The following is a 22,575-nucleotide window of genomic DNA, read 5'->3' on the forward strand; positions in this document are numbered from 1 at the left end:
GCCTGCCGAGATGCGATACAATGACTTGAAGCAAAAAAGAGAGGCGAATGTAAACAATGTATCTGGTATACGCAGACGAGCAAGGAAGGGTTTACGATCATCCGGAGGCTTTTGCCGTTGCCAGAAATGGCGAGATGCTGACGGAAATCCTGGAAGAAGAATTGATTCCGCTGCCTGAAGGAGCAACATTGGTCAGCCTGCCTGACACCGTGCCGGTCGGCATGGATCCGGAATCAGGAGAAATGAGGAGATTGGACGGGTTTACGGCTGTGGGCGCGCTTCTGCCGCAAGGCTTTACCCGCTTGCTTTTGCCCGGTTACGTAAAGACGGATAAACAGAAAAAGTTTCCGTTGTTCGGATATACAGCGGTCGTTTGGAAAGACGGCGCATTCTGGGCAGCCGCCCGGCAAAGCGATGATCCTTTTCAATGGAACCCGCTGAACTTTCCGATGGAGGAACTGCAACACCGCGTCGAACAGACGTTGTCCCAGTTTCCGGAAAATCGGATTTTACGCCATTTGTCCCACTGTGCGCTGGAGTACGAATGCTTGACCGCATCCAATAACTTTTTCCATCGCTGGGAAGGAAGTTTGCCGGTTTCGTATACCTGCAACGCCGGCTGCTACGGATGCATTTCTGAACAGCCGGAAGAGAGCGGCTTCCCTTCGCCGCAGACGCGAATGAATTTTAAACCGACAGAGGACGAGCTTGTCGAAGTGATGCTTCACCATCTAAAAACCCCTGAGAGCATCATCAGTTTTGGACAAGGCTGTGAAGGTGAGCCGTCCACCATGGCCGGGATTATCGTCCCGGCGATGCGCCGCGTTCGGCAGACGACCGACATGGGTTTGATCAACATCAACACCAATGCCGGGCTGACCGACCACATCAAGGGCATCGTCGACGCAGGCCTCGACCTGATGCGGGTCAGCATCATCAGCGCGATCGACGAGCACTACAATGCTTATTACCGCCCGCGCGGCTACACCCTGGAAAATGTGGCCCGTTCAGCCGAGTACGCCGCTTCCAAGGGAGTGTACACCTCGATCAACTACCTGTGTTTCCCGGGGGTTTTCGACCGCGAAGAAGAGATGGAAGCGATGATCAACTTTATTCGGCGCACCGGAATCCGCTTGATTCAGCTTCGCAACCTGAACATCGACCCGGAGAGTTACCTGGAGATGATCCCCAAGGCGCAGGGCGAGGTGTTTGGGATGAAGCAAGCGATCGAAATCTACCAGCAGGAGCTCCCTGACGTGGTGATTGGTTCGTTCACCCACGTGCCGCCCAAGGAACTACAGAACAGGAAAAATATGGGATAACCCCCGTCTGCTATTGCAAATCGGCACCAATCGTGCTACTATCTTTTTATGTCTGTTTATATAACTCTGTTTCGGTATACGATTCAGGGCGGAAAGAGGTGGATAACATGAAAGCAGGAATTCATCCAAATTACCACACGGTTAAAGTAACTTGCGCTTGCGGCAACGAATTCGAATCCGGTTCGACCAAGCAATCGCTGCGCGTGGAGATTTGCTCCAACTGCCACCCGTTCTTCACTGGCAAGCAAAAATTTGTTGATGCCGGCGGCCGTGTAGACCGTTTCAAACGGAAATACAACCTTTCTTAACTGCTTAAGAAAGTTTAGCGACAGTGACCAGGTAGGGTGCCCTACCTGGTTTTGTTGTACTTTCGGAAAGCTAACGCGTTAAAGGATGAAAGTATAAGAAAAACTAAGGCTTTCGCTATTTGACTTGGCGATAAGCCAAGTTTTTCTAATCTTGGCGGTCGTTGCGAGAGATGGTATGATGAAAAGGCTACCGCCATTTCCGGTAATGACCATTTTACATTTGGAGTTGTAGGTATGTATTTTATCAAGCAAAACGGATGGATTGAGCTAATTAGCGGCTGTATGTTTTCTGGAAAGAGCGAAGAATTGATTCGCCGGATTAAACGGGCGAAGATCGCCAAGCTGCGGGTTCAGGTGTTTAAACCGGTAATTGATGATCGCTATCACGCCATGGCCGTCGTTTCGCACAACGGAGGAATGGAAGAAGCGTTGGCGGTACATAACGCCAGGGAACTGTGGGAGGCGATCCTGCCTGACACGGAAGTGGTGGCGATAGACGAAGTGCAGTTTTTTGACGAAGAGATCATAGGGGTTTGCCAAATGCTGGCCGACCGGGGGATACGCGTGATTTGCGCAGGCCTGGACCAGGACTTTCGCGGCGAACCTTTTGGCGTGACGCCAAAGTTGCTTGCGCTGGCCGAGTATACGACAAAGCTGCATGCGATTTGCGTGTCGTGCGGCAGTCCGGCAACCCGGACGCAGCGCCTGATCGACGGAAGGCCGGCTGACTACAACGATCCGGTCATCATGGTTGGGACTGCGGAAAAATATGAAGCACGCTGCCGACACTGCCATGAAGTGCCGGGAAAGCCTGAAAGGCTGGCTAACCTCGATCAGATACAACGCGTATAGTGTGAGGACATCACTCCACCTTCTGGTTTGCATGGGCATCCTCAGGGATGCACAAACTAGGCAAAACAGGAGGTGGCTTTTATATGCGGACAGACCGCATGGCAAAGAGATTATCGTATTTGGTTGCTGTTCCGCTGTTCTTCTTGGCGCTCTCGCTCTCCGGCTGCAACCAGACTTCGACGCCGCAGGGTAAAACCTCCAGCATCCGCAGTTTGGACAGGCAGCAGAATCCTTCGGTTGCTCCAAATCAGACGGGCGACATCATCAGCAGGGGAACAGGGTGGGCTGACCGCGACAGGATTATGGGACGCAACCAAAATCCCAATCTGATTATCGGTCATCAAAACGTTATAAACAAAGATGTTGATATGCGCAGCATGGTAGCAGCGGCAAAAAATGTGCCGGGTGTGGAAGGTGCGCGGATTACGCTGCACGGCGGCAACGCGTACGTGACACTGGATCTGATCCATAACGTCACTGCCGGACAGGCGCGTCATATCGAAGACCAGGTGATCAGTGCACTGAAGATGAAAGCACCCCGATACGATTATCACATTACCTCGCACGACGGCTACCATCGATGAGAAAACGGCTCGGAACCCCGGGCTTTTTTCTTTGACTAATTTGATGATCTCCTATATAATTGTAATGTTATACGAAAAAATAATTAAGTTTTACTTTGGGGTGATAGCTGTGTTTGAGCGTTTATCTGCCGTTGAGGAGCGTTATGAAGAAGTAACGGACCTTTTGTGTGACCCCGATGTCATTAACGATACCAAAAAGCTGCGGGATCTGTCCAAGGAGCAAGCGGGTTTGGAAGAGACCGTAACGGTGTACCGTGAATATAAATCAGTTGTGCAGCAATTGGATGACGCCAAGGCCATGTTTGAAGAGAAGCTCGACGATGAAATGCGCGAAATGGTGAAAATGGAGATATCTGATTTGACCGAGCGCAAGGAGCAGCTTGAACAGCGCTTAAAAATTCTTCTGCTGCCGAAAGACCCGAACGATGACAAGAACGTCATCGTCGAGATCCGCGGTGCTGCCGGCGGCGACGAGGCGGCTCTCTTTGCCGCTGATTTGTACCGGATGTACACGCGCTTTGCCGAGCGCCACAGTTTTAAGGTAGAGGTTCTGGAGGCGAATCCGACGGACATCGGCGGGTATAAGGAAATCATTTTCTCAGTGAGCGGCCGCGGTGCTTACAGCAAACTGAAGTTTGAAAGCGGCGCACACCGGGTTCAGCGGATTCCGACGACAGAGTCCGGCGGCCGGATCCACACCTCGACTTCCACGGTCATCGTGCTGCCTGAAGTAGAGGAATTAGAGGTGGAATTGCACGAAAAGGATATACGTGTCGATACGTTCTGTTCCAGCGGAGCGGGCGGTCAAAGCGTCAACACGACCAAGTCGGCAGTTCGTGTCACGCACGTGCCTACCGGCATCGTCGTATCCTGCCAGGACGAGAAGTCTCAGAACTCCAACAAGGAGAAGGCGCTTCGCGTACTGCGCGCCCGTCTGTTTGACTTCTACCAGCAGCAGGCGATGGCTGAGCAGGACGCTGCCCGGAAAAGCCTGGTCGGGACAGGTGATCGCAGTGAACGGATTCGCACGTATAACTTCCCGCAAAGCAGGGTAACCGATCACCGAATCGGCCTTACGCTGCACCGGTTGGATTCAGTCCTGGCGGGTGAGCTGGACGAAGTAATCGACCATCTCATCATGCACGAACAGACGGAGTTGTTGAAAAGCCATGCAACAGCTTGATACAGACAACATCAAGACGATTCGAGAAGCCCTGCTCTGGGCTTCTCGTTTTTTACAAAACGCCGGCAGCCAGGATCCGCAATTCGAGGCAGAACTGCTGCTGAGACATGTACTCGGGTGGAGCAGGAGCACCTTTTTGGCCAATCTGCCGGACCCTGTCTCCGGGGAAGCGGTGCAGCGGCTGAAGCTGTTGTGTGAACGCCGGGCGACCCGCGAGCCGCTGCAGTACATCTTGGGCAAACAGGAGTTTTTTGGACGCGACTTCGCCGTCAAGCCGGGCGTACTGATTCCCCGTCCGGAAACGGAAATCCTGATTGAACAAGTGCTGCAGTCTGCCGATCAGCTCTGGCCTGCCAGCCAAAGTCTGGATGTGGCCGATATCGGGACTGGCAGCGGCGCCATCTGTCTGACCCTGGCTTGTGAACGGCCTGCCTGGCAAGTGACTACGGTGGACTTGTCTGCCGAAGCGATTGAGATTGCACGGCAGAATGCCTGTGAGTTGGGGGTCGAGGGGCGGGTTGTCTTTTTGCAAGGCGATCTGGCCGAGCCGCTTGTGGCAGCGGACAGGAGATTGGATATCCTGGTATCTAACCCGCCGTACATCCCTACCGCCGATGTGCGGGGACTGGACAGGGAAGTGCGGGACTACGAGCCTCTGCTTGCGCTGGATGGAGGCGATGACGGTCTCGACTGTTACCGGCGCATTTGTTCGGCTTTGCCGGCACTGCTGAAGCCCGCGGCACTGGTCGCGTTTGAAGTGGGGATCGGTCAAGCCCGGAGCGTTGCAGAGCTCATGAAGTCTGAAGGCGAGATCGACGAAGTGAAGATCGTCCCCGACCTGGCCGGGATCAGCCGGGTCGTGTTGGGGTGGCGCCGGCGAATCGAAAATCTTTTGTGAAGAGACAGTATATTTGCCGGGATTCCCGTCGATACTGACAGCTAAAGAGAGAGAAAACAAGCGTCAGTATCTGAGGGGAGAAGATTTACATGAAGCGGATTTACCTTGTTTTGTTCGTGCTGTGCGTCATGCTGATGAACTGGGAAGGACAGTTGAATGCGGCATCCGTCGTCGATAACGGGCCGATCCCGCAGGAGTCGATCCGTCTGCGCATCATCGCCAACAGCGATTCGTTTCAGGATCAGTGGCTGAAGCGCGAAGTGCGGGACGCGGTCGTCGCACAAATGAATGAATGGGTAAAGGATATCCGCTCATTTGAAGAGGCACGCTCCGAAGTGGCAACAAGGCTGCCTGAACTGCAGCGCTTGGTGGATCAAACGATACAGGACAGAGGTTTCGCTTATCAGTCAGCAGTTGATTTTGGCCGGGTTCCATTTCCCACCAAACTGTATGGCTCATATGTTTACCCTGCGGGGGATTATGAAGCACTGCGTATACGAATCGGCAAAGCCGAGGGACAAAACTGGTGGTGCGTACTCTTTCCGCCGCTCTGTTTTATCGATATGTCCAGCGGTGATGCCGTGCAGCAAAAGCAACAAGCTGAACGGCAGAAGCAGGGTGAGCCGCAGAAGCAGGATGAACCGCAACAACTGCATGACCAAGCCGGCCAAGGCGGCAAAATGCTTGCTGATGCCGCCCCGGAAGTAGAAGTTCGCTTCTTTATCTGGGATTGGCTGACAGGTTTATTTTGATAAGATACGCTCCCCCTTCCCCACCTTTCAAGGTGGGTTTTTTTGAGTTATCCACAAGATACCCACAGGTTGTTGAAAACTTTGCGGATAGATTTTATACTAGGGAAGCAAATCCGTGTAAATGAAGGTTTGGAAAGGGTACAAAGATATGCAGAAAAAAATCGAGACGAAAGTCTGGCGTGTGGATAAAAATGTGGAAGAAAAAATAAATTATTCACAGATTGTGGATGCAGCCCGCGTCATCCGGGATGGGGAACTGCTCGCCTTTCCTACGGAAACAGTCTACGGACTGGGGGCCAATGCATTGTCGGACGAAGCTGTGGAAAAAATATATACGGCGAAAGGACGGCCGAGCGACAATCCGCTGATCGTCCATATTGGGTCGCTGTCGCAGCTGCCTTCTGTCGCGTCCTTTGTTCCGCCCAAGGCACTCAAACTGATAGAGGCATTTTGGCCGGGTCCGCTGACTCTGTTTTTGCCCAAGACGGAAGCAGTGGCCAGACGGGTGACGGCGGGACTTGATACGGTTGGTGTGCGCATGCCGGACCATCCGCTGGCGCTGGCGCTGATCCAGGAAGCGGGGGTGCCGATCGCTGCACCCAGTGCCAATCGCTCAGGCAGGCCTAGTCCTACCAGCGCGGCTCACGTGCTTGCAGATTTAGACGGCCGAATTGCCGGCGTCTTGGATGGAGGCCCTACCGGAGTAGGTGTAGAGTCGACCACGATTGACATGACAGCCGAACCCCCTGTCATTCACCGCCCTGGCGGCATTACGTACGAACAGATCAAGGCGGTAATCGGCGAGGTGCTGGTGGATGCCGCTGTATCAGGCAGCAAACAGATGCAGCCGCTGTCCCCGGGGATGAAGTACACCCATTACGCTCCAGAGGGGCAGATGTGGATCGTTTCCGGCGAGGCTGCCGCCGCCAGGCAGCACATGCTGCAAATGCTGGCCGAGGCCAAGCGGGAGGGCAAAAAGACAGGTGTACTGGCTGTGGAAGAAAACACAGAGTGGTGGGGGCAGCAGGACTCTGCCGATGTGGTGATCTCCTGCGGCTCGTCCGGTGATCTGGAAAGCGTCGCCAGGGAGCTCTATGCCTGTCTCCGCCAATTTGACGATCATCAGGTAGAATTTATCGTCTCCGAGGCGTTCCCGACGAACGGAATCGGACTTGCGATTATGAACCGCCTGGAAAAGGCTGCAGGTGGACGAATTATCCGCGTGTAAGCATGTTTCCCTTCTTGTCCGCATATTGTGGAAGGACGGAAGGGGGAACAAGCGTGGAAGACCATTTATTCCATTTAGGACAGTTTCTCACTTTGTTAATGATCGCGGTTGCACTTGGAATGGATGCCTTCTCCCTGGGGATCGGAGTAGGTATGGTCGGAATGCGCCTGCGTGATGTTTTAAAGGTCAGCGTCACCATCGGCCTGTTTCATATCTGCATGCCATTGATCGGCATTGCTATCGGCTTGTTTCTTTCAGGCTTAATCGGGCACATCGCAGATTACCTGTCAGGTGCCATCCTGATCCTTTTAGGAATACACATGTTGTGGAATGCTGTATTGCGATCTCCGTCAGAAAAGAGTACGATACGAACAAGCGGGTTGGGCCTGCTTTTATTTTCTTTTACCGTCAGTTTGGATGCCTTGTCGGTGGGGCTGTCTTTTGGTTTGATAGAGGTGAATACGGCTTTGGCAGTCGGCCTGTTTGGCTTGATTGGCGGTTTTATGGCCGGTTGCGGGCTCATGCTTGGGAGGAGCATCGGCAACTGGTTAGGCGTCCACAGTGAAATGTTGGGCGGGTTGATCCTGCTGGCGGTAGGCTGCAAGTTTATCATCTAAGACATCTTACGAGCGGCATGAAGAGGAGGATTGTGATGCATATCTTGTTTGTATGCACCGGAAATACGTGCCGGAGCCCGATGGCAGAGGCGCTGTTCAGACAAAAGCTGGAGGGGACTGCAGCCAAGATCCGTTCCGCGGGGCTGGCGGCCTTCGATGGACAACAAGCCTCTGAGAATGCCAGGCAAGTGTTGACAGTACGCGGAATCCGGCAGGATCATCGGGCACAGCGCTTGTCCCTCGAACTGCTCTTCTGGGCGGACCTGGTATTGACGATGACGCGAAGCCACAAGGAACACATTCTGCAGATGTTTCCCGGCCACGGCGACAAGATTTTTACGCTCGCGGAATACGTAGGCATGGACGGGGATATTGCCGACCCGTACGGCGGCGGTTTGGAGATCTACACGACGTGCGCCGAGGAGCTGGACAAGATTCTGGACATGCTTTACGAGAAATTGGCCCCTCAGCTTCCTCCGAATAAATCATCCTAATTTTCTATGTCCCAGATCGGAATTTGAGGTATAATACTATCGATCAAAGGTATCGGGAGGCTAGCATATGAGAGTGGCATTAGGCGCGGATCACGGCGGATTCAGATTAAAGGAAGAGATCAAGTCCCTGCTGGAAGAGATGAACATCGCCTGCGAGGACTTCGGCTGCGACTGTGAGACGTCTGTCGACTATCCTGATTACGCGCTGCCGGTTGCGGAAAAGGTAGCTGCGGGAGAGTTTGACCGCGGTATTCTCATCTGCGGGACCGGTATCGGCATGTCGATTGCGGCCAACAAGGTGCCCGGTATTCGCTGCGCACTTGTGCATGATATGTTTTCAGCCAAAGCGACACGGGAACACAACGATACCAATGTCCTGACCATGGGTGAGCGCGTTATCGGACCTGGACTCGCCCGGGAGATCGTGAAAATTTGGTTGGAAACCGAGTTTCAAGGCGGTCGCCACCAAAGACGGATTGATAAAGTAACCGATATTGAAGCGAAGCATCTGGGAGTGAAGTAGGGTGGATGTGACGCAAATCGAAAACCAGATGAAGGTGATCTTGTCGGAACTGCAGGAGGCAGCCGGGCTGCAGGCAGGCAAGCTGCTGGTCATCGGCTGCAGCACGAGCGAGGTGCTGGGGAAGCACATCGGAAAAGCAGGAAGCGAAGAGGTTGCTGCCGCGATCTATCGGGCTGTTGACGAGGTGCGGCAGATTCATCAGTTTGACATTGCGTTTCAATGCTGCGAGCACTTAAACCGGGCGCTCGTCGTTGAACAAAAGATGCTGGAGTCCGGCAGACTGGAACAGGTCACGGTGGTTCCGGTGCCGTCGGCAGGAGGATCGATGGCCGCTTACGCCCATGCGAAGCTGACGTCACCTGCTGTTGTGGAATTTATTCGCGCAGACGCCGGCATCGATATTGGAGACACGCTGATCGGCATGCACTTAAAACACGTAGCGGTCCCGTTTCGCCCCAGCTTGCGTCAGATTGGCGAAGCCCACGTAACAGCCGCTTACACCCGCCCCAAACTGATTGGCGGCGCCAGGGCTGTTTACGAACGGAACTCAGGCAACACGAGCTGTTTGTAAGATGATTAAAAATATATATAAAACAGTAGTAGGAGAGATGAAGATGTTGGAATTTTTAAAGAGCCAAGATCCCCAGGTTGCTGAGGCCGTTCGTCTTGAATTGGGCAGGCAGCGTGACAAAATTGAACTGATCGCTTCCGAAAATTTTGTCAGCCGAGCTGTAATGGAAGCAGCGGGTACCGTGCTTACCAACAAATACGCGGAGGGATATCCCGGCCGCCGGTATTACGGTGGCTGTGAATACGTGGACATCGCCGAAAACATTGCCCGCGATCGGGTGAAGGAACTGTTTGGCGCGGAGCACGCCAACGTACAGCCGCATTCCGGCGCACAGGCAAATATGGGCGTATACTTATCCATTCTCAAGCCGGGCGACACGGTCCTGGGTATGAATCTCTCCCATGGCGGACACTTGACTCACGGTAGTCCGGTTAACTTTTCCGGGCTCTTGTACAATTTCGTTGAATACGGCGTCGATGAGCAGACACACCGGATCGATTACGATGTCGTCCGCTCGCTTGCCCAGGAACACAAACCCAAGTTAATCGTCGCCGGAGCGAGCGCGTATCCCCGGGTCATCGACTTCGCCAAGTTCCGCGAGATCGCTGATGAAGTGGGCGCGTACTTCATGGTCGACATGGCCCATATCGCCGGTTTGGTCGCGGCTGGTTTGCACCCGAATCCGGTACCGCACGCTCACTTTGTGACCAGTACGACCCACAAGACACTGCGCGGTCCGCGCGGAGGATTGATCCTCTGCAAAGAGGAGTTTGCCAAGGCGATCGACAAGTCGATCTTCCCGGGTGTACAAGGCGGTCCGCTGATGCACATTATCGCGGCCAAGGCGGTTGCGTTCGGAGAAGCGCTGCAGCCGTCGTTTAAAGAGTATGCGAAACGTATCGTCGAGAATGCGAGCGCATTTGCCGAAGCCTTGAAGGCAGAAGGGCTGCAGCTTGTATCGGGCGGAACGGACAACCATTTGGTGCTGGTTGACGTCCGCAACCTGGGCTTGACTGGGAAAGAGGCCGAACATCTGCTTGATGAAGTCTCCATTACCACCAATAAAAACACCATTCCGTACGATCCTCAAAGCCCGTTCGTCACCAGCGGCGTCCGCATGGGAACGCCGGCGGTCACTACCCGCGGATTTGACACCGAAGCGATGAAGGAAGTGGCTTCGATCATTGCATTGTCGTTGAAGAACCCGCAGGATGAAGCCAAGCAGGAGGAAGCCCGCCAGCGCGTAGCTGCCCTCTGTGCCCGGTTCCCGCTGTACGAAGGACTCTCGATTTAACCCACATCCGTATAAGCGATAAAAGTGTCCCCGATCCGCATCGGGGACTTTCTTTGTAAACAGGCTCATGCTCACCCAAGGGACTCCCCTTCTACGCCAGTGTGTTCATTTTCAAAAAATTGACGTGCTTCATCTGTTTCGCTATGATTATAAAAGCTTTCAAAGGGAGTTTTTTGAAGCTTTCACATCACCGACAAAACGGAAACTACGGGGGGAAATTGAATGAGTCGAGTTTACGTTTTTGACCATCCGCTTATTCAGCATAAAATTACGTTTATCCGGGATAAAAACACCGGGACAAAAGATTTCCGGGAACTGGTAGACGAAGTGGCAACGTTAATGGCCTATGAAATTACGCGAGATATGCCGCTGGAAGAAACTGTAATCGAAACGCCGGTCGCGCCCTGCCGCTCACGCGTGCTTGCAGGCAAGAAGGTGGGTCTGATACCGATTCTGCGGGCTGGCCTTGGCATGGTGGAAGGAATCCTCAAGCTGATTCCTGCCGCCAAGGTAGGACATATCGGTTTGTATCGCGATCCCCATACACTGAAGCCGGTAGAGTACTTTGCCAAGCTGCCGACTGATATCCAGGAACGCGACTTGATTGTCATCGATCCGATGCTGGCCACGGGCGGTTCGGCGGCGGCAGCGATCACAGCGTTGAAGCAGCGCGGGGCGAAAAGCCTGAAGCTGATGTGCCTGGTGGCGGCTCCGGAAGGGATTGAACTGGTGCAGAAGGAGCATCCGGATGTAGACATCTTTGTCGCAGCGGTAGACGACTGTTTGAACGATCACGGCTACATCGTCCCCGGACTGGGCGATGCCGGAGACCGTTTGTTCGGAACGAAGTAGGTGAAGCTGATGAAAAAGATCAAAGTGTTGACGGTGTTTGGCACTCGGCCTGAGGCGATTAAAATGGCCCCGCTGGTCCACGAGTTGAAACGCCGTCCGGAGCAGATCGAATCGATCGTTTGCGTCACGGCCCAGCATCGGCAAATGCTTGATCAGGTTCTGGATATTTTTGGGATTGTGCCTGATCTTGATTTGAACATTATGAAAGAACGCCAGACGCTGGTTGATGTAACGGTGCGCGGCCTGGAGAGCCTCGATCGGGTGATGAAAGAGACCAAACCTGATATCGTACTGGTTCACGGGGACACCACGACCACGTTTATCGCCAGTCTGGCTGCCTTTTACAACCAGGCGGCGATCGGACATGTCGAAGCAGGACTTCGGACGTGGGACAAGTACTCCCCGTTCCCGGAAGAGATGAACCGGCAGTTGACCGGAGTCATGGCTGACCTGCATTTTTCCCCGACCGAGGGGGCGGCGGACAATCTGCGCCGTGAAAACAAGCAGGAAGCATCTATTTTTGTCACCGGTAATACCGTCATTGACGCTTTGCAGACGACTGTTCGGGAAGATTACCGCCACCCGGTGCTGGAACAGACGGCAGGCCGCCGAATGGTGCTGATGACCGCCCACCGCCGGGAGAACCTGGGTGAGCCGATGCAGCGGATCTTCCGAGCGGTTCGCCGCTTGGTGGAGGATCACCCGGACATCGCGGTCGTCTATCCGGTCCATCTAAACCCGGCTGTACAGGAAGTGGCCCGGGAGGTATTGGGTGACCATCAGCGCATTCATCTGATTGAGCCCTTGGATACCTTCGATTTTCACAACTTTGCCCGCAGGGCGCACTTGATATTGACCGACTCGGGCGGTGTACAGGAAGAGGCGCCTTCACTGGGAGTACCCGTGCTGGTCTTGCGGGATACGACGGAGCGGCCGGAGGGGATCGAAGCCGGTACGCTGAAATTGGCCGGGACAGACGAAGAACAGGTGTACCGGCTGGCGAATGAATTGTTGTGCGATTCCGATGCTTATGAAGCGATGGCGAAAGCAGTAAATCCTTACGGGGACGGCAAAGCTTCCGAGCGGATTGTCGATGCGGTCCTTTTTCACTTCGGCCTTTGCAGCGAACGGCCGCAGCCGTTTCGACCGGGTAAAAAGGAACAAACGATCGTGTAAGACAAAAATGGCAAAAGCGACAGCTTCCGGTATGGGGGCTGTCGCTTTTCTTCTGCGATAAACGCCAAGACGTTTTTCGTTAAAACTGGATGCGGCCGCTTGTTAGAATAGCCACTTCGCTCCCATGTACAGGGCGACTCCCCAGATAATTACGGCCGATATCCGGTTGATCAAGGCCAGCCGCTTGCCAGAACGGTCGATGGAACCGATCCGCCTGCCGACAATCGACAAGCCGAGAAACCAGCAGTACGAGACGAGAATACAGGCGGCTGTGAATCCCCATTTGGCTATTCCGCTGTAGCCGAGCGAACTGGTGCCGATCACGCCGATCGTATCGAGAATAGCATGGGGATTCAGCAGGGAGACCGATGCGGTAAACGCGATCTGTTTTTGGGTCGGAAGCCTTACCATTTCCCCGGTGGCGGCGTTTGCCGCGGCGCTCTTCCACGTCACCCAGCCCATGTAGAGCAGGAAGAGGAAGCCGGCGCCATAGAGTATAGAGGCCAGCCAGGAGACCTGCAGCACGACGACCGATACGCCCAACACGGCAAGCAGTATCAAGACGGTGTCGCACAGAGAAGCCGTTATCACCGCTGGAAGGGCTCGCAGCAGCGTTGGTTGGGTAGCGCCCTGGTTAAAGATGAACACATTTTGGACGCCCAGTGGGATGATCAGTCCAAAAGCGAGGATGAGGCCATGAATAAAAGCTTGCGCCATCAATATTTCTCCTTCCTATAGAACGGCTTTGCTGTCCTATATGAGCTATCGTAAACGGAAACAGGCTGCAAGTCTCCAACCAAATGGATGGTATAATACCCAACCAATTGCTATGATAGAGGAAAACGTGCGGAGGTGAAGCAGGGCAATGGCTCAACTAGACTGGAAACCGGACAAGGCCTCGCCTGTACCGCTGTATCGGCAGATTGCCGCATATGTAAAAGAAAAGATCGCGAGCACAGAGTGGCCGGTAAACAGCAAGATCCCGCCACAACGCACGCTGGCCAGAGCGTTCGAGGTCAATCGCAGTACGGTCGTCACCGCATTGGAGGAATTGACAGCGGAGGGTTTCCTTGAGGGGCGCAGCGGAAGCGGCACGGTCGTGGCCAACAGCAGCTGGACGACGCTGACGGCAGTCCCGCCCCCAGACTGGAACGCCTACGTCAATGCAGGTATTCACAAGCCCAATCTGCCGACCATTCAGGAAATCAACAAGGCGGAATTCCATCCTGGCGTCATCCGGCTGGGAACGGGCGAACTGGGACCGGAGCTGCAGCCGAGAGAGTGGATGAGAGAGGTGCTCGGCCGCGTATCGGGCAAACTCGAATCGCTCGGGTATGAACAGCCCAAGGGATTGCCGGCGCTGCGGGAACAGATCAGCCTTCATGTCAAACCGTTGGGGATCGAGGCCTCCCCCTCGGCTGTACTGGTGGTCTCCGGCGCCCTTCAAGCGCTTCAGCTGATCTCGCTTGGCATCCTTCACCGAGGCTCGTCGATTTTGCTTGAAAAGCCGTCTTACCTGTCTTCCCTCCACTTGTTCCAATCTGCCGGGATGCGGCTTGTCGGCATGCCAATGGACGGACAGGGGCTGATCACCTCGCGCCTGCAGGCGTACCTAGGGCAGCACCAGGCGGCGATGTTGTACACGATTCCTTCGTTTCACAATCCAACGGGAATTCTGATGACAGCACAGCGACGCCAGGAATTGTTGAAGGTGTGCGAGGCTGAGCGGCTGCCGATTGTCGAAGACGACGTCTACCGGGAGCTGTGGCTTGATACACCTGCACCGCCTCCCCTGAAAGCAGCGGACAAAAGCGGACTGGTCCTGTATCTCGGGAGCATGTCCAAGACGCTGAGTCCCGGCCTGCGGATCGGCTGGCTGATCGGGCCCGAGCCGGTGATTGAACGGTTGGCTGACATCAAAATGCAGACGGATTACGGATCCAGCTCCCTGTCACAATGGGCGGCGGCCGAGTGGCTGGCAAGCGGCAGGTATCAGGAACACATCGCCTGGGTCCGGGGGCAGCTGAAAAAGCGGCGGGAAGCGGCAAAACTGGCGCTGGATGCCCACTTTTCCGACATGGCCGCGTGGAGCATGCCGAGCGGAGGATTCTATATCTGGCTCCGCTTTACAGTAGGGATGCCTATTCGCAAGCTGTTTGAGCGGGCGCTGGAAGCCGGTATTCTGATCAACCCGGGAAGCGTCTACGACCAGGGAGCCACGCAGTATTTGCGCCTCTCCTACTCGTATGCAGCGCCCGACGAATTGCATAGCGGACTTTCCAGGCTGGCAGAGATTGCGAGGACGCTGGCGGAATAATAGGCTGTGAGGCACATGGACTGTGCCTCTTTTTTCCTATCTTATATAAAATTCTATAAAGCTACGAAACTTACAACCTATCAAAGCGTCTAATGATAGTGTATGACATCAGAGAAAACACAAGAGGAGAGGAGTTATACTACATGAGGAAGAGGCAGCGCAGGCTGCTGTCGCTCCTTGTTGCTTCGTCGTTGTTATGGGGAACATCTGTTCCGTTTGCGGTCAGCGTAGCAGAAGCAGCAGTGCCAAGTTCTATGTCGGTTATCTGGCAGACGCCCATTGGCGAAGGGGTGACACTGTACAAATATTCAAAAGCTTATGGAAACCAGCAGTCGATTATTTACGTGACACAAGTGGATTTGAACAATGATTACGTTGAAGTCAAACCGGTGTACGGCACGAACGGCCTGTTGACGGAGAAGCAAACCGTCACGAAAATGGCCAACGAGACCGGGGCGATTGCAGCGATCAACGCAGACTTCTTTAACATGCAGAAACGGGGAGCTCCCTTCGGCGTCGTAGTGAAGGATTCCGATGTAGTGTCCTCGATGGGGCACATATCCTACTGGTACAGCCTGGGCATTACCGACGATAAATTGGCCTACATAGAACATCTCGGGTTTACGGGCAAGGTGACCGCCGAGAACGGAACTTCTTTTTCGCTCCGGGGGGTCAACAAAGAGGAGTACAATCCCAGTGAAGGCAAAAGCCATCTAGGTCAGCTTAACCTCTATACACCCAAGTTCGGCAAGACAAGCCTGGGGCCGATCAGCGGCTATAAAAATGTCGTCGAAGTCGTATTCGTGAACGGCGTTGCCACCGAAGTCCGCACAGACCAGCCGGCTGCCACGATCCCGGCAAATGGTTTTGTCCTGTGGGGGCAAGGGGCTGCCGCCGACTTTTTAAAACAGAATGTGCCCGTCGGCTCCACTGTCAACATCGACTCCCAGACCACCCCGAACAGCAAGAACTGGATCGACGCGGTAGGCGGCGGCGTCCTGCTGGTCGACCAGGGAAAACCGCTCACGTCGTTTCGGGCAGAGGCCGCGATAACGGGGAAAAACGCCCATACCGCAGTCGGTGTCTCGCAGGATGGCAAGATGCTGTACATCGTGGCAAATGACGATACAGCCAACAGCCGTGGACTTACGCTGCAGGAACTGTCGCAAGTCATGGTGGATTTAGGCGCGTATCGGGCGGTCAACTTCGACGGCGGCGGCTCCACTACGATCTCAGCCCGGATGCTCGGCGATACGCAGGCAAAGCTGATCAACCAGCCGAAGGGCGGAGCGGAGCGCCGGGTACCTACCGGACTTGCCGTTTACAACACGGCGCCGCAAGGAACCCTGTCCAATTTCCAAATCGACGGTCCGACCGACGTGCTGATGGGACAGACGGCCGATTTTACGACAAAGGCGTACGACAACCATTACCTGCCGTACAAGATTGACCCTTCCGACATTACCTGGACAGTCAGACAGAGCGAGGCGGGAACGTTTGAAGGCCATCAGCTGACGGCACTAAAGCCGGGTACGATCACGATCGAAGCGACGGCGGCAGGCATTTCGAAAACCCGCGACGTCCGTGTGCTCAGCGGCCAGGACATCGCCCAGGTCATAGTCTCGCCGGGGACGATCAACATAGCCCCAGGGCAGACAGTGACACTCGATGTCAAAGTCAAGACAAAGCAAGGGGTGACCGTGCAGGCGACCCCGCTGAGCGTCAAAGTGACATCCAATTCGTCGCTGCTGAATGTGAATGACAAGCTGCAGCTTACTGCGAATGACGGAGTCGGCCAAGGCAGCGTGACAGTCTCCTATGACGGTGTCTCGACGACCGTTCCGGTCAACATCGGCGAACAGGAACAGCCGTGGCTGAACTTTGACAATCTGACCGGTCTGTATCACGCGGGATATCCGGAAGGGTTGAACAACGCTGGGTCGTTTAGTCTGGTCAGCGATCCGGTCTACCGTTCCAAAAAGGCGGCCAAGCTGACCTACAACTTTGCCGGGGCGTCGGAGGACGATGTCCGGATCGCTTACGGCCGCATGGGTTCCAACGCTGTCGCGATGCCGGGCCAACCGATCGGCATGGGACTTTGGGTCTACGGCGACAACAGCAGCCACTGGCTGCGGGCAGAGATTATGGACGCCAAGGGCAAGCAGCATCTGGTCGATTTGGCAGAGAAGATCGATTGGACAGGCTGGAAGCAGGTAAAAGGCTACTTCCCTGCTAATGTGAGCTATCCGGTAAGTCTCCGCAGCATCTACGTCGTCGACAAACCGGAAGAGTCGGAGACCCGTCCGCTCCAGGGAACGGTCTACTTCGACGAGGCTTCTGTGCTGCTGCCGTTCCAGGCAGGCAAGCAGCTGCCGGGGGCTGACGTCGATCCGGCCAAACCGGGCAAGCTGTCCTTAGGGGACGAGCTGGATCTCAGCTTCTCGTTTGCTCGTTCAGCCGATTATCTCAGCAAGGCCCGAATTGACGTAAAATCGTCGGCGGGAACACAGCTTCCTGGGTACGTCGCGTCGGCAAACGGGTTCACCATCTCCCCGATCGACCTGAAGCCAGGAAAGACAGACCAATTCAGCACTTCTCCGGCGACGATCACCTTAAAGCCGAAGAAATGGACCAAGCGCAAGGGTGTCGGTTTGCTGTACGTAAATGAAGCAAACCAAACCTTTGACCCGCTCGTTGGGCAGATGGACCCGAACGGCAATTGGGTCTACCAGGTAAACTCCTACGGTACGTACATTCCGTACTACCTGGACATTCCGGACAGCGTGCCGTTCATGGACATCCTGAATCACCTGGCTCAGGAAGAAATTACAAAAATGGCGGCCAAGGGCTACATCAAAGGTCTTGCTCCGGACGTCTTTGGTCCGGAAGTGTCGCTGACCCGGGCGGAATTCGTAACCTTGCTGTCCAGGGTGTACAACTGGAAACTGCCGGCCAAGCCGAAGCTGTCATTTAAGGATCCAGTGCCGGATTGGGCACAGGGGGCTGTGCAAGTCGCCCTGGCGAACGGCATCGTCAAAGGGTATGAAGACAAGACGTTCCGTGCGAACCAGCCGGTGACCCGCGCCGAGGCGGCCGTCATCCTGGATCGTCTGATGAAAAAGCAGAAGAAGCCGGAAAAGGCGCCGGCTGACCAAAAATCGTGGCCGAGTTGGGCCGCTTCATCCATCAACAACGTCGTGGGACTTGGCTTGATGGATCCGATCGGCGACAACTTTGCGCCTAATCAGCCCACTACCCGGGCGGAATACGTCGTGGCGCTGTACCGTATGTTAGGCATGAAATAACCAATGGAAGACCGCACCCCGGCAAAGGGCGCGGTCTCTTGTCTTTTGTTCGGAAGGTATAAAAGGGCGTCGGGAAGAATTGATGGTAAAGAAGATTCCATACTATTTCTTCGAGGAGTGGTAACAATGGGTAAAAAGGAAGTTGTTATCGCAAGTGCAGTCAGGACCGCCATCGGCAGTTTCCAGGGGACGCTGTCGACGGTGAGCGCAACCAGGCTGGGAGCAATCGTCCTGGAAGGAGCCTTGGCCAAGGCCGGCGTTGCCAAAGACAAGGTGGAAGAGGTGATCATGGGCAATGTCCTGCAAGCGGGATTGGGGCAAAATCCGGCTCGTCAGGCGGCTATTTTTGCCGAACTGCCGCAAACCGTACCGTCCATGACCATCAATAAGGTATGCGGTTCGGGCCTGAAGGCGGTTCATTTGGCAGCGCAATCGATCATCGCCGAGGAAGCGGACATCGTTCTTGCCGGCGGGATGGAAAACATGAGTCTGGCTCCCTATTTGCTTGAGGGGGCCCGCAGCGGCTACAGGATGGGCGATCAGAAGGTGGTCGATTCGATGATCCGCGATGGACTCTGGTGTGCATTTAATGACTACCACATGGGCATCACCGCCGAGAACCTGTGTGAACAGTACAGCCTCTGCCGCGAGGAGCTTGACGAATTTGCCGCCTGGAGTCAGGAAAAGGCGATGCGGGCGATCGCCGAGGGAAGGTTTAAGGACGAGATCGTCCCGGTGACGATTCCGCAGCGCAAAGGCGACCCGATCCGCTTTGACCAGGATGAATTCCCGCGCGCCGGGGTGACTGTCGAATCTTTGGCCAAACTCCGCCCCTCCTTTAAGAAGGAAGGCATGGTAACGGCGGGCAACGCGTCCGGCATCAACGACGGGGCTGCAGCTCTCCTGATCATGTCCCGGGAGAAGGCAGAGGAACTGGGAATTAAGCCGCTGGCGCGCATCCTGTCCAACGCGAGTGCCGGTGTCGATCCGAGCATCATGGGAATCGGTCCCGTGCCGGCGACGAGACGAGCCCTGGAAAAAGCGGGACTCGCATTGGAGGAAATCGATCTGGTAGAAGCGAATGAAGCGTTCGCTGCCCAGTCCCTCGCTGTAGGCAAGGATCTTGGGTTTGATCGCGACAAGCTGAACGTGAACGGGGGAGCGATCGCCCTGGGCCATCCGATCGGCGCAAGCGGAGCCCGAATCCTCGTCTCGCTGGTCCACGAGCTGCACAAGCGGGACCAGGCAAAATACGGTCTGGCCACGCTCTGTATCGGCGGCGGACAGGGAGTTGCAACCGTGATTGAAAAACTCTGAAAACAAATGTGAACGCTTTGTGTCTACAGGATTTCCACGTTGACAAATCTAATAATTGTTCGTTAATATGGATGAGGGCAAAGGGGCTATGCTTACATGCCCTCTCCTTTTGTAGAGAAGGGAGAACGAGATATTGGCGAAAATCGACAAACCATGGCAAGCGATCGGTCTGGTCAGCGTTATTGGCGTGGACATGGCCGTCTGTGTTATAGCCGGTGTTTGGATTGGAAAGTATATGGATGGCCTGTTAGGGACCAAGCCCTGGCTCCTGCTGGCCGGTTTGCTGATTGGACTGGGCGTTGGAGTGTACAGCGTCTACCGGCTCATACGCGCTTATTTCTAGGGAGATGACCATGCAAACGTTTACTTTGGCGATGCGCAGGACTTTTCGCTATGCTTTTACCTGCATGTCAGTCGTTGCGATACTCTGGGTACTGTTGCCTGAGTACAAGTTGTTCCTGCAAAGTCTGTTTCTGGGCATGGGCGGAAGTCTTCTGAATGGTGCCGTTCTCTTCAGCAAAACCTGGCGGATCGGCCAGGCGGCGGTAGACCCGGCAGTCCGGCCGAAGGGGACCGGGATGCTGCAGCGGCTTGCAGTCGTCGGATTTCTCGTCTTTCTTACCGTTCGCTTTCCCCATTTGTTTATTTTATCAGGTGTTCTTATAGGTTTATTCCTCATTCAACTGCTTAGTCTTCTTTTCGTATACCGCTCCTTAAAATAGATTGTTATACTGTCTGCTATTTCTTGCAAGCTATCTGCCGGTGAAAGGGGTGAAAAAATTGGAGCATTATACTTTGCGCTTCAGATGGTTGGGGATGGTATTTGACATTCCGACCATGATCATGACCGTAATAACTGCGGTGATTGTCTTTTTGTTTCTATTTTTCATGACACGCCGAATGCATGCAGGAGTTCCTTCCGGCCGGCAAAATGTGATTGAGTGGGTGTTTGACTTTGTCAAAAACATCGCCGGCAATTTTATGGACGCAAAGACGGCTGCGAAATTCGTCACACTCGGATTGACCTTGTTCATCTACATCTTCTTCTCCAATCAGTTGGGTGTTATCCTCAATATCACCACCCATCACACGGGTCAAGTCAGCGAAGGAGTGATGGAGATGCTGACGGTATCCGGCAATCCGGAGGCCGAAGCAGCGAAACGTGCCGTGATTGAAGAGGAGCTGGCTGCCGGCGAGGGTATCCATATCGCCTGGTGGAAGTCGCCGACTGCGGCGCCGAGCGTTACCTTTGCCCTCGCTTTATGTGTGCTGTTGTACTCACACTACATCGGCATCAGAAAAAGCTTCAGCGGTTGGTTTAAGCACGTATTCTTCAATCCGATCCACATTTTGGAGGAACTCATTATCAAGCCGTTGACTCTGCCGCTGCGTCTTTTCGGTAACATTTTTGCGGGTGAGGTTTTGATTGGCTTCCTGCTTGCTGGCGGCCTGTTCGCATCGATCCCGTTGTTCCTGTGGGAAGGGTACTCCGTATTCGTCGGTTCGATCCAGGCGTTTATCTTCATGGCGCTGTCGATGGTGTACATCTCGCAGCAAGCTAACGATGGTCACTAATTTTTTATAAACTTCTCGTTTCAACGATACTAAGGAGGTATTTCTAAATGGATGTATTGGGTATTGCTCTTGCGATTGGTGTAATATTTGGTCTGGCTGCATTGGGTGCGGCTATCGGTAACGGTCTCGTTATCTCTCGTACAATTGAAGGCGTTGCTCGCCAACCGGAAGCACGCGGCAACTTGATGGGTCTCATGTTCTTGGGTCTCGGTCTCGTCGAGGCTGTGCCGATCATCGCGGTAGCGATCGGTTTCATCCTGTTCGGTCGTCTGTAAGCCAACGGTTAAAAAGCAATAAAAGGCGGGGGCATGACCTTCGCCTCTCTTTTGTACAGTGTAAGATTCTCCTGTAGGTCAGGAAGGAGTGAACGAGATGCTCGATTTTGGAGCCGTAACCCTTGAATCGGGTTCACTGCTGTTCCAGGTGATAGTCTTCATTATCCTTTTGATCGCTGTCAGCAAGTTTGCCACTGGACCAATTTCGGCAATGCTGGAAAAGCGCCGTCAACATGTTGAAAATGAAATCTCCGCCGCAGAGCGCAACCGCCAAGAGGCGGAAACGCTCCTCAGCGAACAGCGCCGCTTGTTGGATGAAGCGCGCAATGAAGCAAAAGCGATCCTGGATCGCGTAACCAAGCAAGCTAACGATGAGTCGGCACGCATCGTGGAAGAAGCAAAAGCGACCGCCGAACGTTTGAAAGCAGAGGCACAGGCTGATCTGTCCCGCGAAGTGGAGAAGGCCAAAGCCGAACTGCGTGAGCAGGTGACAGGGCTGTCTGTACTCTTGGCTTCGAAGATTATCGAAAAAGAACTGGATGAGGCAGCACAGAAGTCCAGTATTGACCAATTTCTCAAGCAAGTGGGAGATCGCCTATGAGCGCTGTAGCCAAGCGTTATGCTCGCGCCCTGTTTGAAGTGGCGAAGGAGCGGGGACTGATCGACCAGGTTGAAACGGAACTGAAAAGCATTGTGGATGCCGTTCGTCAAAACGAAGATATCACCAAGATTTTGATGCACCCACATATTTCCGTTGGAGCAAAAAAAGAGTTGATATCTCAACTGTTTGAAGCACATGTGGCAGAAGTAACGTCCAACTTCCTGGCTGTGTTGATCGACAACGGCCGCGAGTCGGATCTGGAAAACATCGCAAATGCCTATGTCAAGTTGGCCAACGAAGAGCGCGGCATCGCAGACGCCCTGTTGACCAGCGCAAAGCCGCTCAGCAGCGAAGAACAGGCAGAAATTGCGGAGCGGTTTGGGAAGCTGTTGAACAAGCGGCTTCGCTTTGAGACTGTTGTCGACCCGGCCATCCTGGGCGGGATTGTCATCAAGATCGGCGACCGCCTCTACGACGGCAGCGTCAAAAGCAAGCTGGAACACTTCGCACATTAATTTATAACGATGCTTG

Annotated in this window: 25 protein-coding genes; 24 read left to right on the forward strand and 1 reads right to left on the reverse strand. The window is 54.3% G+C overall.

Annotated features, from left to right (window positions below):
• Positions 1-56: 56 nt before the first annotated feature.
• The 15 genes from ACI7RC_RS03645 to wecB all read left to right on the forward strand — a co-directional run bounded on the left by ACI7RC_RS03645 (position 57) and on the right by wecB (position 12,654).
• Complete coding sequence (locus ACI7RC_RS03645) at positions 57-1,322, forward strand: radical SAM family protein (RefSeq protein WP_408106871.1); 1,266 nt, start codon at positions 57-59, stop codon at positions 1,320-1,322.
• 107 nt (positions 1,323-1,429) lie between these two features.
• A complete protein-coding gene (gene rpmE / locus ACI7RC_RS03650) occupies positions 1,430-1,630 on the forward strand; it encodes a 50S ribosomal protein L31 (protein ID WP_408106872.1) in 201 nt (66 codons plus the stop codon).
• Between the two features lie 234 nt (positions 1,631-1,864).
• Positions 1,865-2,482, forward strand: a complete 618-nt coding sequence (locus ACI7RC_RS03655) for a thymidine kinase (protein WP_408106873.1) — start codon at positions 1,865-1,867, stop codon at positions 2,480-2,482.
• 83 nt (positions 2,483-2,565) lie between these two features.
• Positions 2,566-3,066, forward strand: a complete 501-nt coding sequence (locus ACI7RC_RS03660) for a sporulation protein (protein WP_408106874.1) — start codon at positions 2,566-2,568, stop codon at positions 3,064-3,066.
• 109 nt (positions 3,067-3,175) lie between these two features.
• Positions 3,176-4,249 (forward strand): peptide chain release factor 1, encoded by a 1,074-nt coding sequence (prfA, locus tag ACI7RC_RS03665; protein WP_408106875.1) that lies wholly within the window; start codon positions 3,176-3,178, stop codon positions 4,247-4,249.
• A complete protein-coding gene (prmC, locus tag ACI7RC_RS03670) occupies positions 4,236-5,147 on the forward strand; it encodes a peptide chain release factor N(5)-glutamine methyltransferase (RefSeq protein WP_408106876.1) in 912 nt (303 codons plus the stop codon). The genes prfA and prmC overlap by 14 nt, the downstream gene beginning before the upstream one ends.
• Before the next feature lie 89 nt (positions 5,148-5,236).
• A complete protein-coding gene (gene spoIIR, locus ACI7RC_RS03675; RefSeq protein WP_408106877.1) occupies positions 5,237-5,899 on the forward strand; it encodes a stage II sporulation protein R in 663 nt (220 codons plus the stop codon).
• 160 nt (positions 5,900-6,059) lie between these two features.
• On the forward strand, positions 6,060-7,127 hold the full coding sequence (locus tag ACI7RC_RS03680) for an L-threonylcarbamoyladenylate synthase (RefSeq protein WP_486303976.1): 1,068 nt from the start codon (positions 6,060-6,062) through the stop codon (positions 7,125-7,127).
• Between the two features lie 53 nt (positions 7,128-7,180).
• The gene (locus ACI7RC_RS03685) at positions 7,181-7,744 is read left to right on the forward strand and encodes a manganese efflux pump MntP (protein WP_408106879.1); all 564 of its coding nucleotides are present in this window, start codon (positions 7,181-7,183) and stop codon (positions 7,742-7,744) included.
• 35 nt (positions 7,745-7,779) lie between these two features.
• Positions 7,780-8,238: a low molecular weight protein arginine phosphatase gene (locus tag ACI7RC_RS03690; protein ID WP_408106880.1), complete on the forward strand. Its 459-nt coding sequence runs from the start codon at positions 7,780-7,782 to the stop codon at positions 8,236-8,238.
• A 67-nt stretch (positions 8,239-8,305) separates the two neighbouring features.
• Positions 8,306-8,761, forward strand: coding sequence for a ribose 5-phosphate isomerase B (gene rpiB / locus ACI7RC_RS03695; protein WP_408106881.1), 456 nt, complete (start codon positions 8,306-8,308; stop codon positions 8,759-8,761).
• Position 8,762: 1 nt separating this feature from the next.
• Positions 8,763-9,332, forward strand: a complete 570-nt coding sequence (locus ACI7RC_RS03700) for a TIGR01440 family protein (RefSeq protein WP_408106882.1) — start codon at positions 8,763-8,765, stop codon at positions 9,330-9,332.
• 43 nt (positions 9,333-9,375) lie between these two features.
• The gene (locus tag ACI7RC_RS03705; protein ID WP_408106883.1) at positions 9,376-10,626 is read left to right on the forward strand and encodes a serine hydroxymethyltransferase; all 1,251 of its coding nucleotides are present in this window, start codon (positions 9,376-9,378) and stop codon (positions 10,624-10,626) included.
• A gap of 222 nt (positions 10,627-10,848) precedes the next feature.
• Positions 10,849-11,478: a uracil phosphoribosyltransferase gene (gene upp / locus ACI7RC_RS03710; RefSeq protein ID WP_408106884.1), complete on the forward strand. Its 630-nt coding sequence runs from the start codon at positions 10,849-10,851 to the stop codon at positions 11,476-11,478.
• Between the two features lie 9 nt (positions 11,479-11,487).
• On the forward strand, positions 11,488-12,654 hold the full coding sequence (gene wecB / locus ACI7RC_RS03715; RefSeq protein ID WP_408106885.1) for a non-hydrolyzing UDP-N-acetylglucosamine 2-epimerase: 1,167 nt from the start codon (positions 11,488-11,490) through the stop codon (positions 12,652-12,654).
• Positions 12,655-12,756: 102 nt separating this feature from the next.
• Here wecB and ACI7RC_RS03720 read toward each other — a convergent pair whose 3' ends face one another.
• The gene (locus ACI7RC_RS03720) at positions 12,757-13,371 is read right to left on the reverse strand and encodes a LysE/ArgO family amino acid transporter (RefSeq protein WP_408106886.1); all 615 of its coding nucleotides are present in this window, start codon (positions 13,369-13,371) and stop codon (positions 12,757-12,759) included.
• 148 nt (positions 13,372-13,519) lie between these two features.
• Between ACI7RC_RS03720 and ACI7RC_RS03725 the strand changes: the two genes are divergently transcribed.
• The 9 genes from ACI7RC_RS03725 to ACI7RC_RS03765 all read left to right on the forward strand — a co-directional run bounded on the left by ACI7RC_RS03725 (position 13,520) and on the right by ACI7RC_RS03765 (position 22,559).
• A complete protein-coding gene (locus ACI7RC_RS03725; RefSeq protein ID WP_408106887.1) occupies positions 13,520-14,971 on the forward strand; it encodes an aminotransferase-like domain-containing protein in 1,452 nt (483 codons plus the stop codon).
• A 143-nt stretch (positions 14,972-15,114) separates the two neighbouring features.
• Complete coding sequence (locus ACI7RC_RS03730) at positions 15,115-18,276, forward strand: phosphodiester glycosidase family protein (protein ID WP_408106888.1); 3,162 nt, start codon at positions 15,115-15,117, stop codon at positions 18,274-18,276.
• Positions 18,277-18,402: 126 nt separating this feature from the next.
• Entirely contained in the window at positions 18,403-19,593 is a 1,191-nt protein-coding gene (locus tag ACI7RC_RS03735) for an acetyl-CoA C-acetyltransferase (RefSeq protein ID WP_408106889.1), read from the forward strand.
• Between the two features lie 133 nt (positions 19,594-19,726).
• Positions 19,727-19,936 (forward strand): AtpZ/AtpI family protein, encoded by a 210-nt coding sequence (locus tag ACI7RC_RS03740; protein WP_408106890.1) that lies wholly within the window; start codon positions 19,727-19,729, stop codon positions 19,934-19,936.
• Positions 19,937-19,946: 10 nt separating this feature from the next.
• On the forward strand, positions 19,947-20,315 hold the full coding sequence (locus ACI7RC_RS03745; RefSeq protein ID WP_408106891.1) for an ATP synthase subunit I: 369 nt from the start codon (positions 19,947-19,949) through the stop codon (positions 20,313-20,315).
• Between the two features lie 49 nt (positions 20,316-20,364).
• Positions 20,365-21,168 carry a F0F1 ATP synthase subunit A gene (gene atpB, locus ACI7RC_RS03750; RefSeq protein ID WP_486303975.1) on the forward strand — a complete coding sequence of 268 codons (804 nt, stop codon included), beginning with the start codon at positions 20,365-20,367 and terminating at the stop codon, positions 21,166-21,168.
• A 47-nt stretch (positions 21,169-21,215) separates the two neighbouring features.
• The gene (gene atpE, locus ACI7RC_RS03755) at positions 21,216-21,443 is read left to right on the forward strand and encodes a F0F1 ATP synthase subunit C (protein WP_408106892.1); all 228 of its coding nucleotides are present in this window, start codon (positions 21,216-21,218) and stop codon (positions 21,441-21,443) included.
• 97 nt (positions 21,444-21,540) lie between these two features.
• The gene (gene atpF, locus ACI7RC_RS03760) at positions 21,541-22,044 is read left to right on the forward strand and encodes a F0F1 ATP synthase subunit B (RefSeq protein ID WP_408106893.1); all 504 of its coding nucleotides are present in this window, start codon (positions 21,541-21,543) and stop codon (positions 22,042-22,044) included.
• A complete protein-coding gene (locus tag ACI7RC_RS03765) occupies positions 22,041-22,559 on the forward strand; it encodes a F0F1 ATP synthase subunit delta (protein ID WP_408106894.1) in 519 nt (172 codons plus the stop codon). Before atpF ends, ACI7RC_RS03765 begins: the two co-directional genes overlap by 4 nt.
• Positions 22,560-22,575 lie beyond the last annotated feature (16 nt).

Source organism: Brevibacillus sp. B_LB10_24 (genome assembly GCF_046036945.1).
Classification (GTDB): Bacteria; Bacillota; Bacilli; order Brevibacillales; family Brevibacillaceae; genus Brevibacillus_C.

Excerpts from the sequence above, each read along its gene's own strand:
- ACI7RC_RS03765 (WP_408106894.1), top strand. The coding sequence starts at position 22,041 with ATGAGCGCTGTAGCCAAGCGTTATGCTCGCGCCCTGTTTGAAGTGGCG.
- ACI7RC_RS03735 (WP_408106889.1), top strand. The coding sequence starts at position 18,403 with ATGGGTAAAAAGGAAGTTGTTATCGCAAGTGCAGTCAGGACCGCCATC.
- ACI7RC_RS03745 (WP_408106891.1), top strand. The coding sequence starts at position 19,947 with ATGCAAACGTTTACTTTGGCGATGCGCAGGACTTTTCGCTATGCTTTT.
- atpF (WP_408106893.1), top strand. The coding sequence starts at position 21,541 with ATGCTCGATTTTGGAGCCGTAACCCTTGAATCGGGTTCACTGCTGTTC.
- rpmE (WP_408106872.1), top strand. The coding sequence starts at position 1,430 with ATGAAAGCAGGAATTCATCCAAATTACCACACGGTTAAAGTAACTTGC.
- upp (WP_408106884.1), top strand. The coding sequence starts at position 10,849 with ATGAGTCGAGTTTACGTTTTTGACCATCCGCTTATTCAGCATAAAATT.
- ACI7RC_RS03725 (WP_408106887.1), top strand. The coding sequence starts at position 13,520 with ATGGCTCAACTAGACTGGAAACCGGACAAGGCCTCGCCTGTACCGCTG.
- ACI7RC_RS03645 (WP_408106871.1), top strand. The coding sequence starts at position 57 with ATGTATCTGGTATACGCAGACGAGCAAGGAAGGGTTTACGATCATCCG.
- rpiB (WP_408106881.1), top strand. The coding sequence starts at position 8,306 with ATGAGAGTGGCATTAGGCGCGGATCACGGCGGATTCAGATTAAAGGAA.
- ACI7RC_RS03655 (WP_408106873.1), top strand. The coding sequence starts at position 1,865 with ATGTATTTTATCAAGCAAAACGGATGGATTGAGCTAATTAGCGGCTGT.
- ACI7RC_RS03705 (WP_408106883.1), top strand. The coding sequence starts at position 9,376 with ATGTTGGAATTTTTAAAGAGCCAAGATCCCCAGGTTGCTGAGGCCGTT.
- spoIIR (WP_408106877.1), top strand. The coding sequence starts at position 5,237 with ATGAAGCGGATTTACCTTGTTTTGTTCGTGCTGTGCGTCATGCTGATG.
- ACI7RC_RS03690 (WP_408106880.1), top strand. The coding sequence starts at position 7,780 with ATGCATATCTTGTTTGTATGCACCGGAAATACGTGCCGGAGCCCGATG.
- atpE (WP_408106892.1), top strand. The coding sequence starts at position 21,216 with ATGGATGTATTGGGTATTGCTCTTGCGATTGGTGTAATATTTGGTCTG.
- ACI7RC_RS03730 (WP_408106888.1), top strand. The coding sequence starts at position 15,115 with ATGAGGAAGAGGCAGCGCAGGCTGCTGTCGCTCCTTGTTGCTTCGTCG.
- ACI7RC_RS03660 (WP_408106874.1), top strand. The coding sequence starts at position 2,566 with ATGCGGACAGACCGCATGGCAAAGAGATTATCGTATTTGGTTGCTGTT.
- wecB (WP_408106885.1), top strand. The coding sequence starts at position 11,488 with ATGAAAAAGATCAAAGTGTTGACGGTGTTTGGCACTCGGCCTGAGGCG.
- ACI7RC_RS03720 (WP_408106886.1), bottom strand. The coding sequence starts at position 13,371 with ATGGCGCAAGCTTTTATTCATGGCCTCATCCTCGCTTTTGGACTGATC.
- prmC (WP_408106876.1), top strand. The coding sequence starts at position 4,236 with ATGCAACAGCTTGATACAGACAACATCAAGACGATTCGAGAAGCCCTG.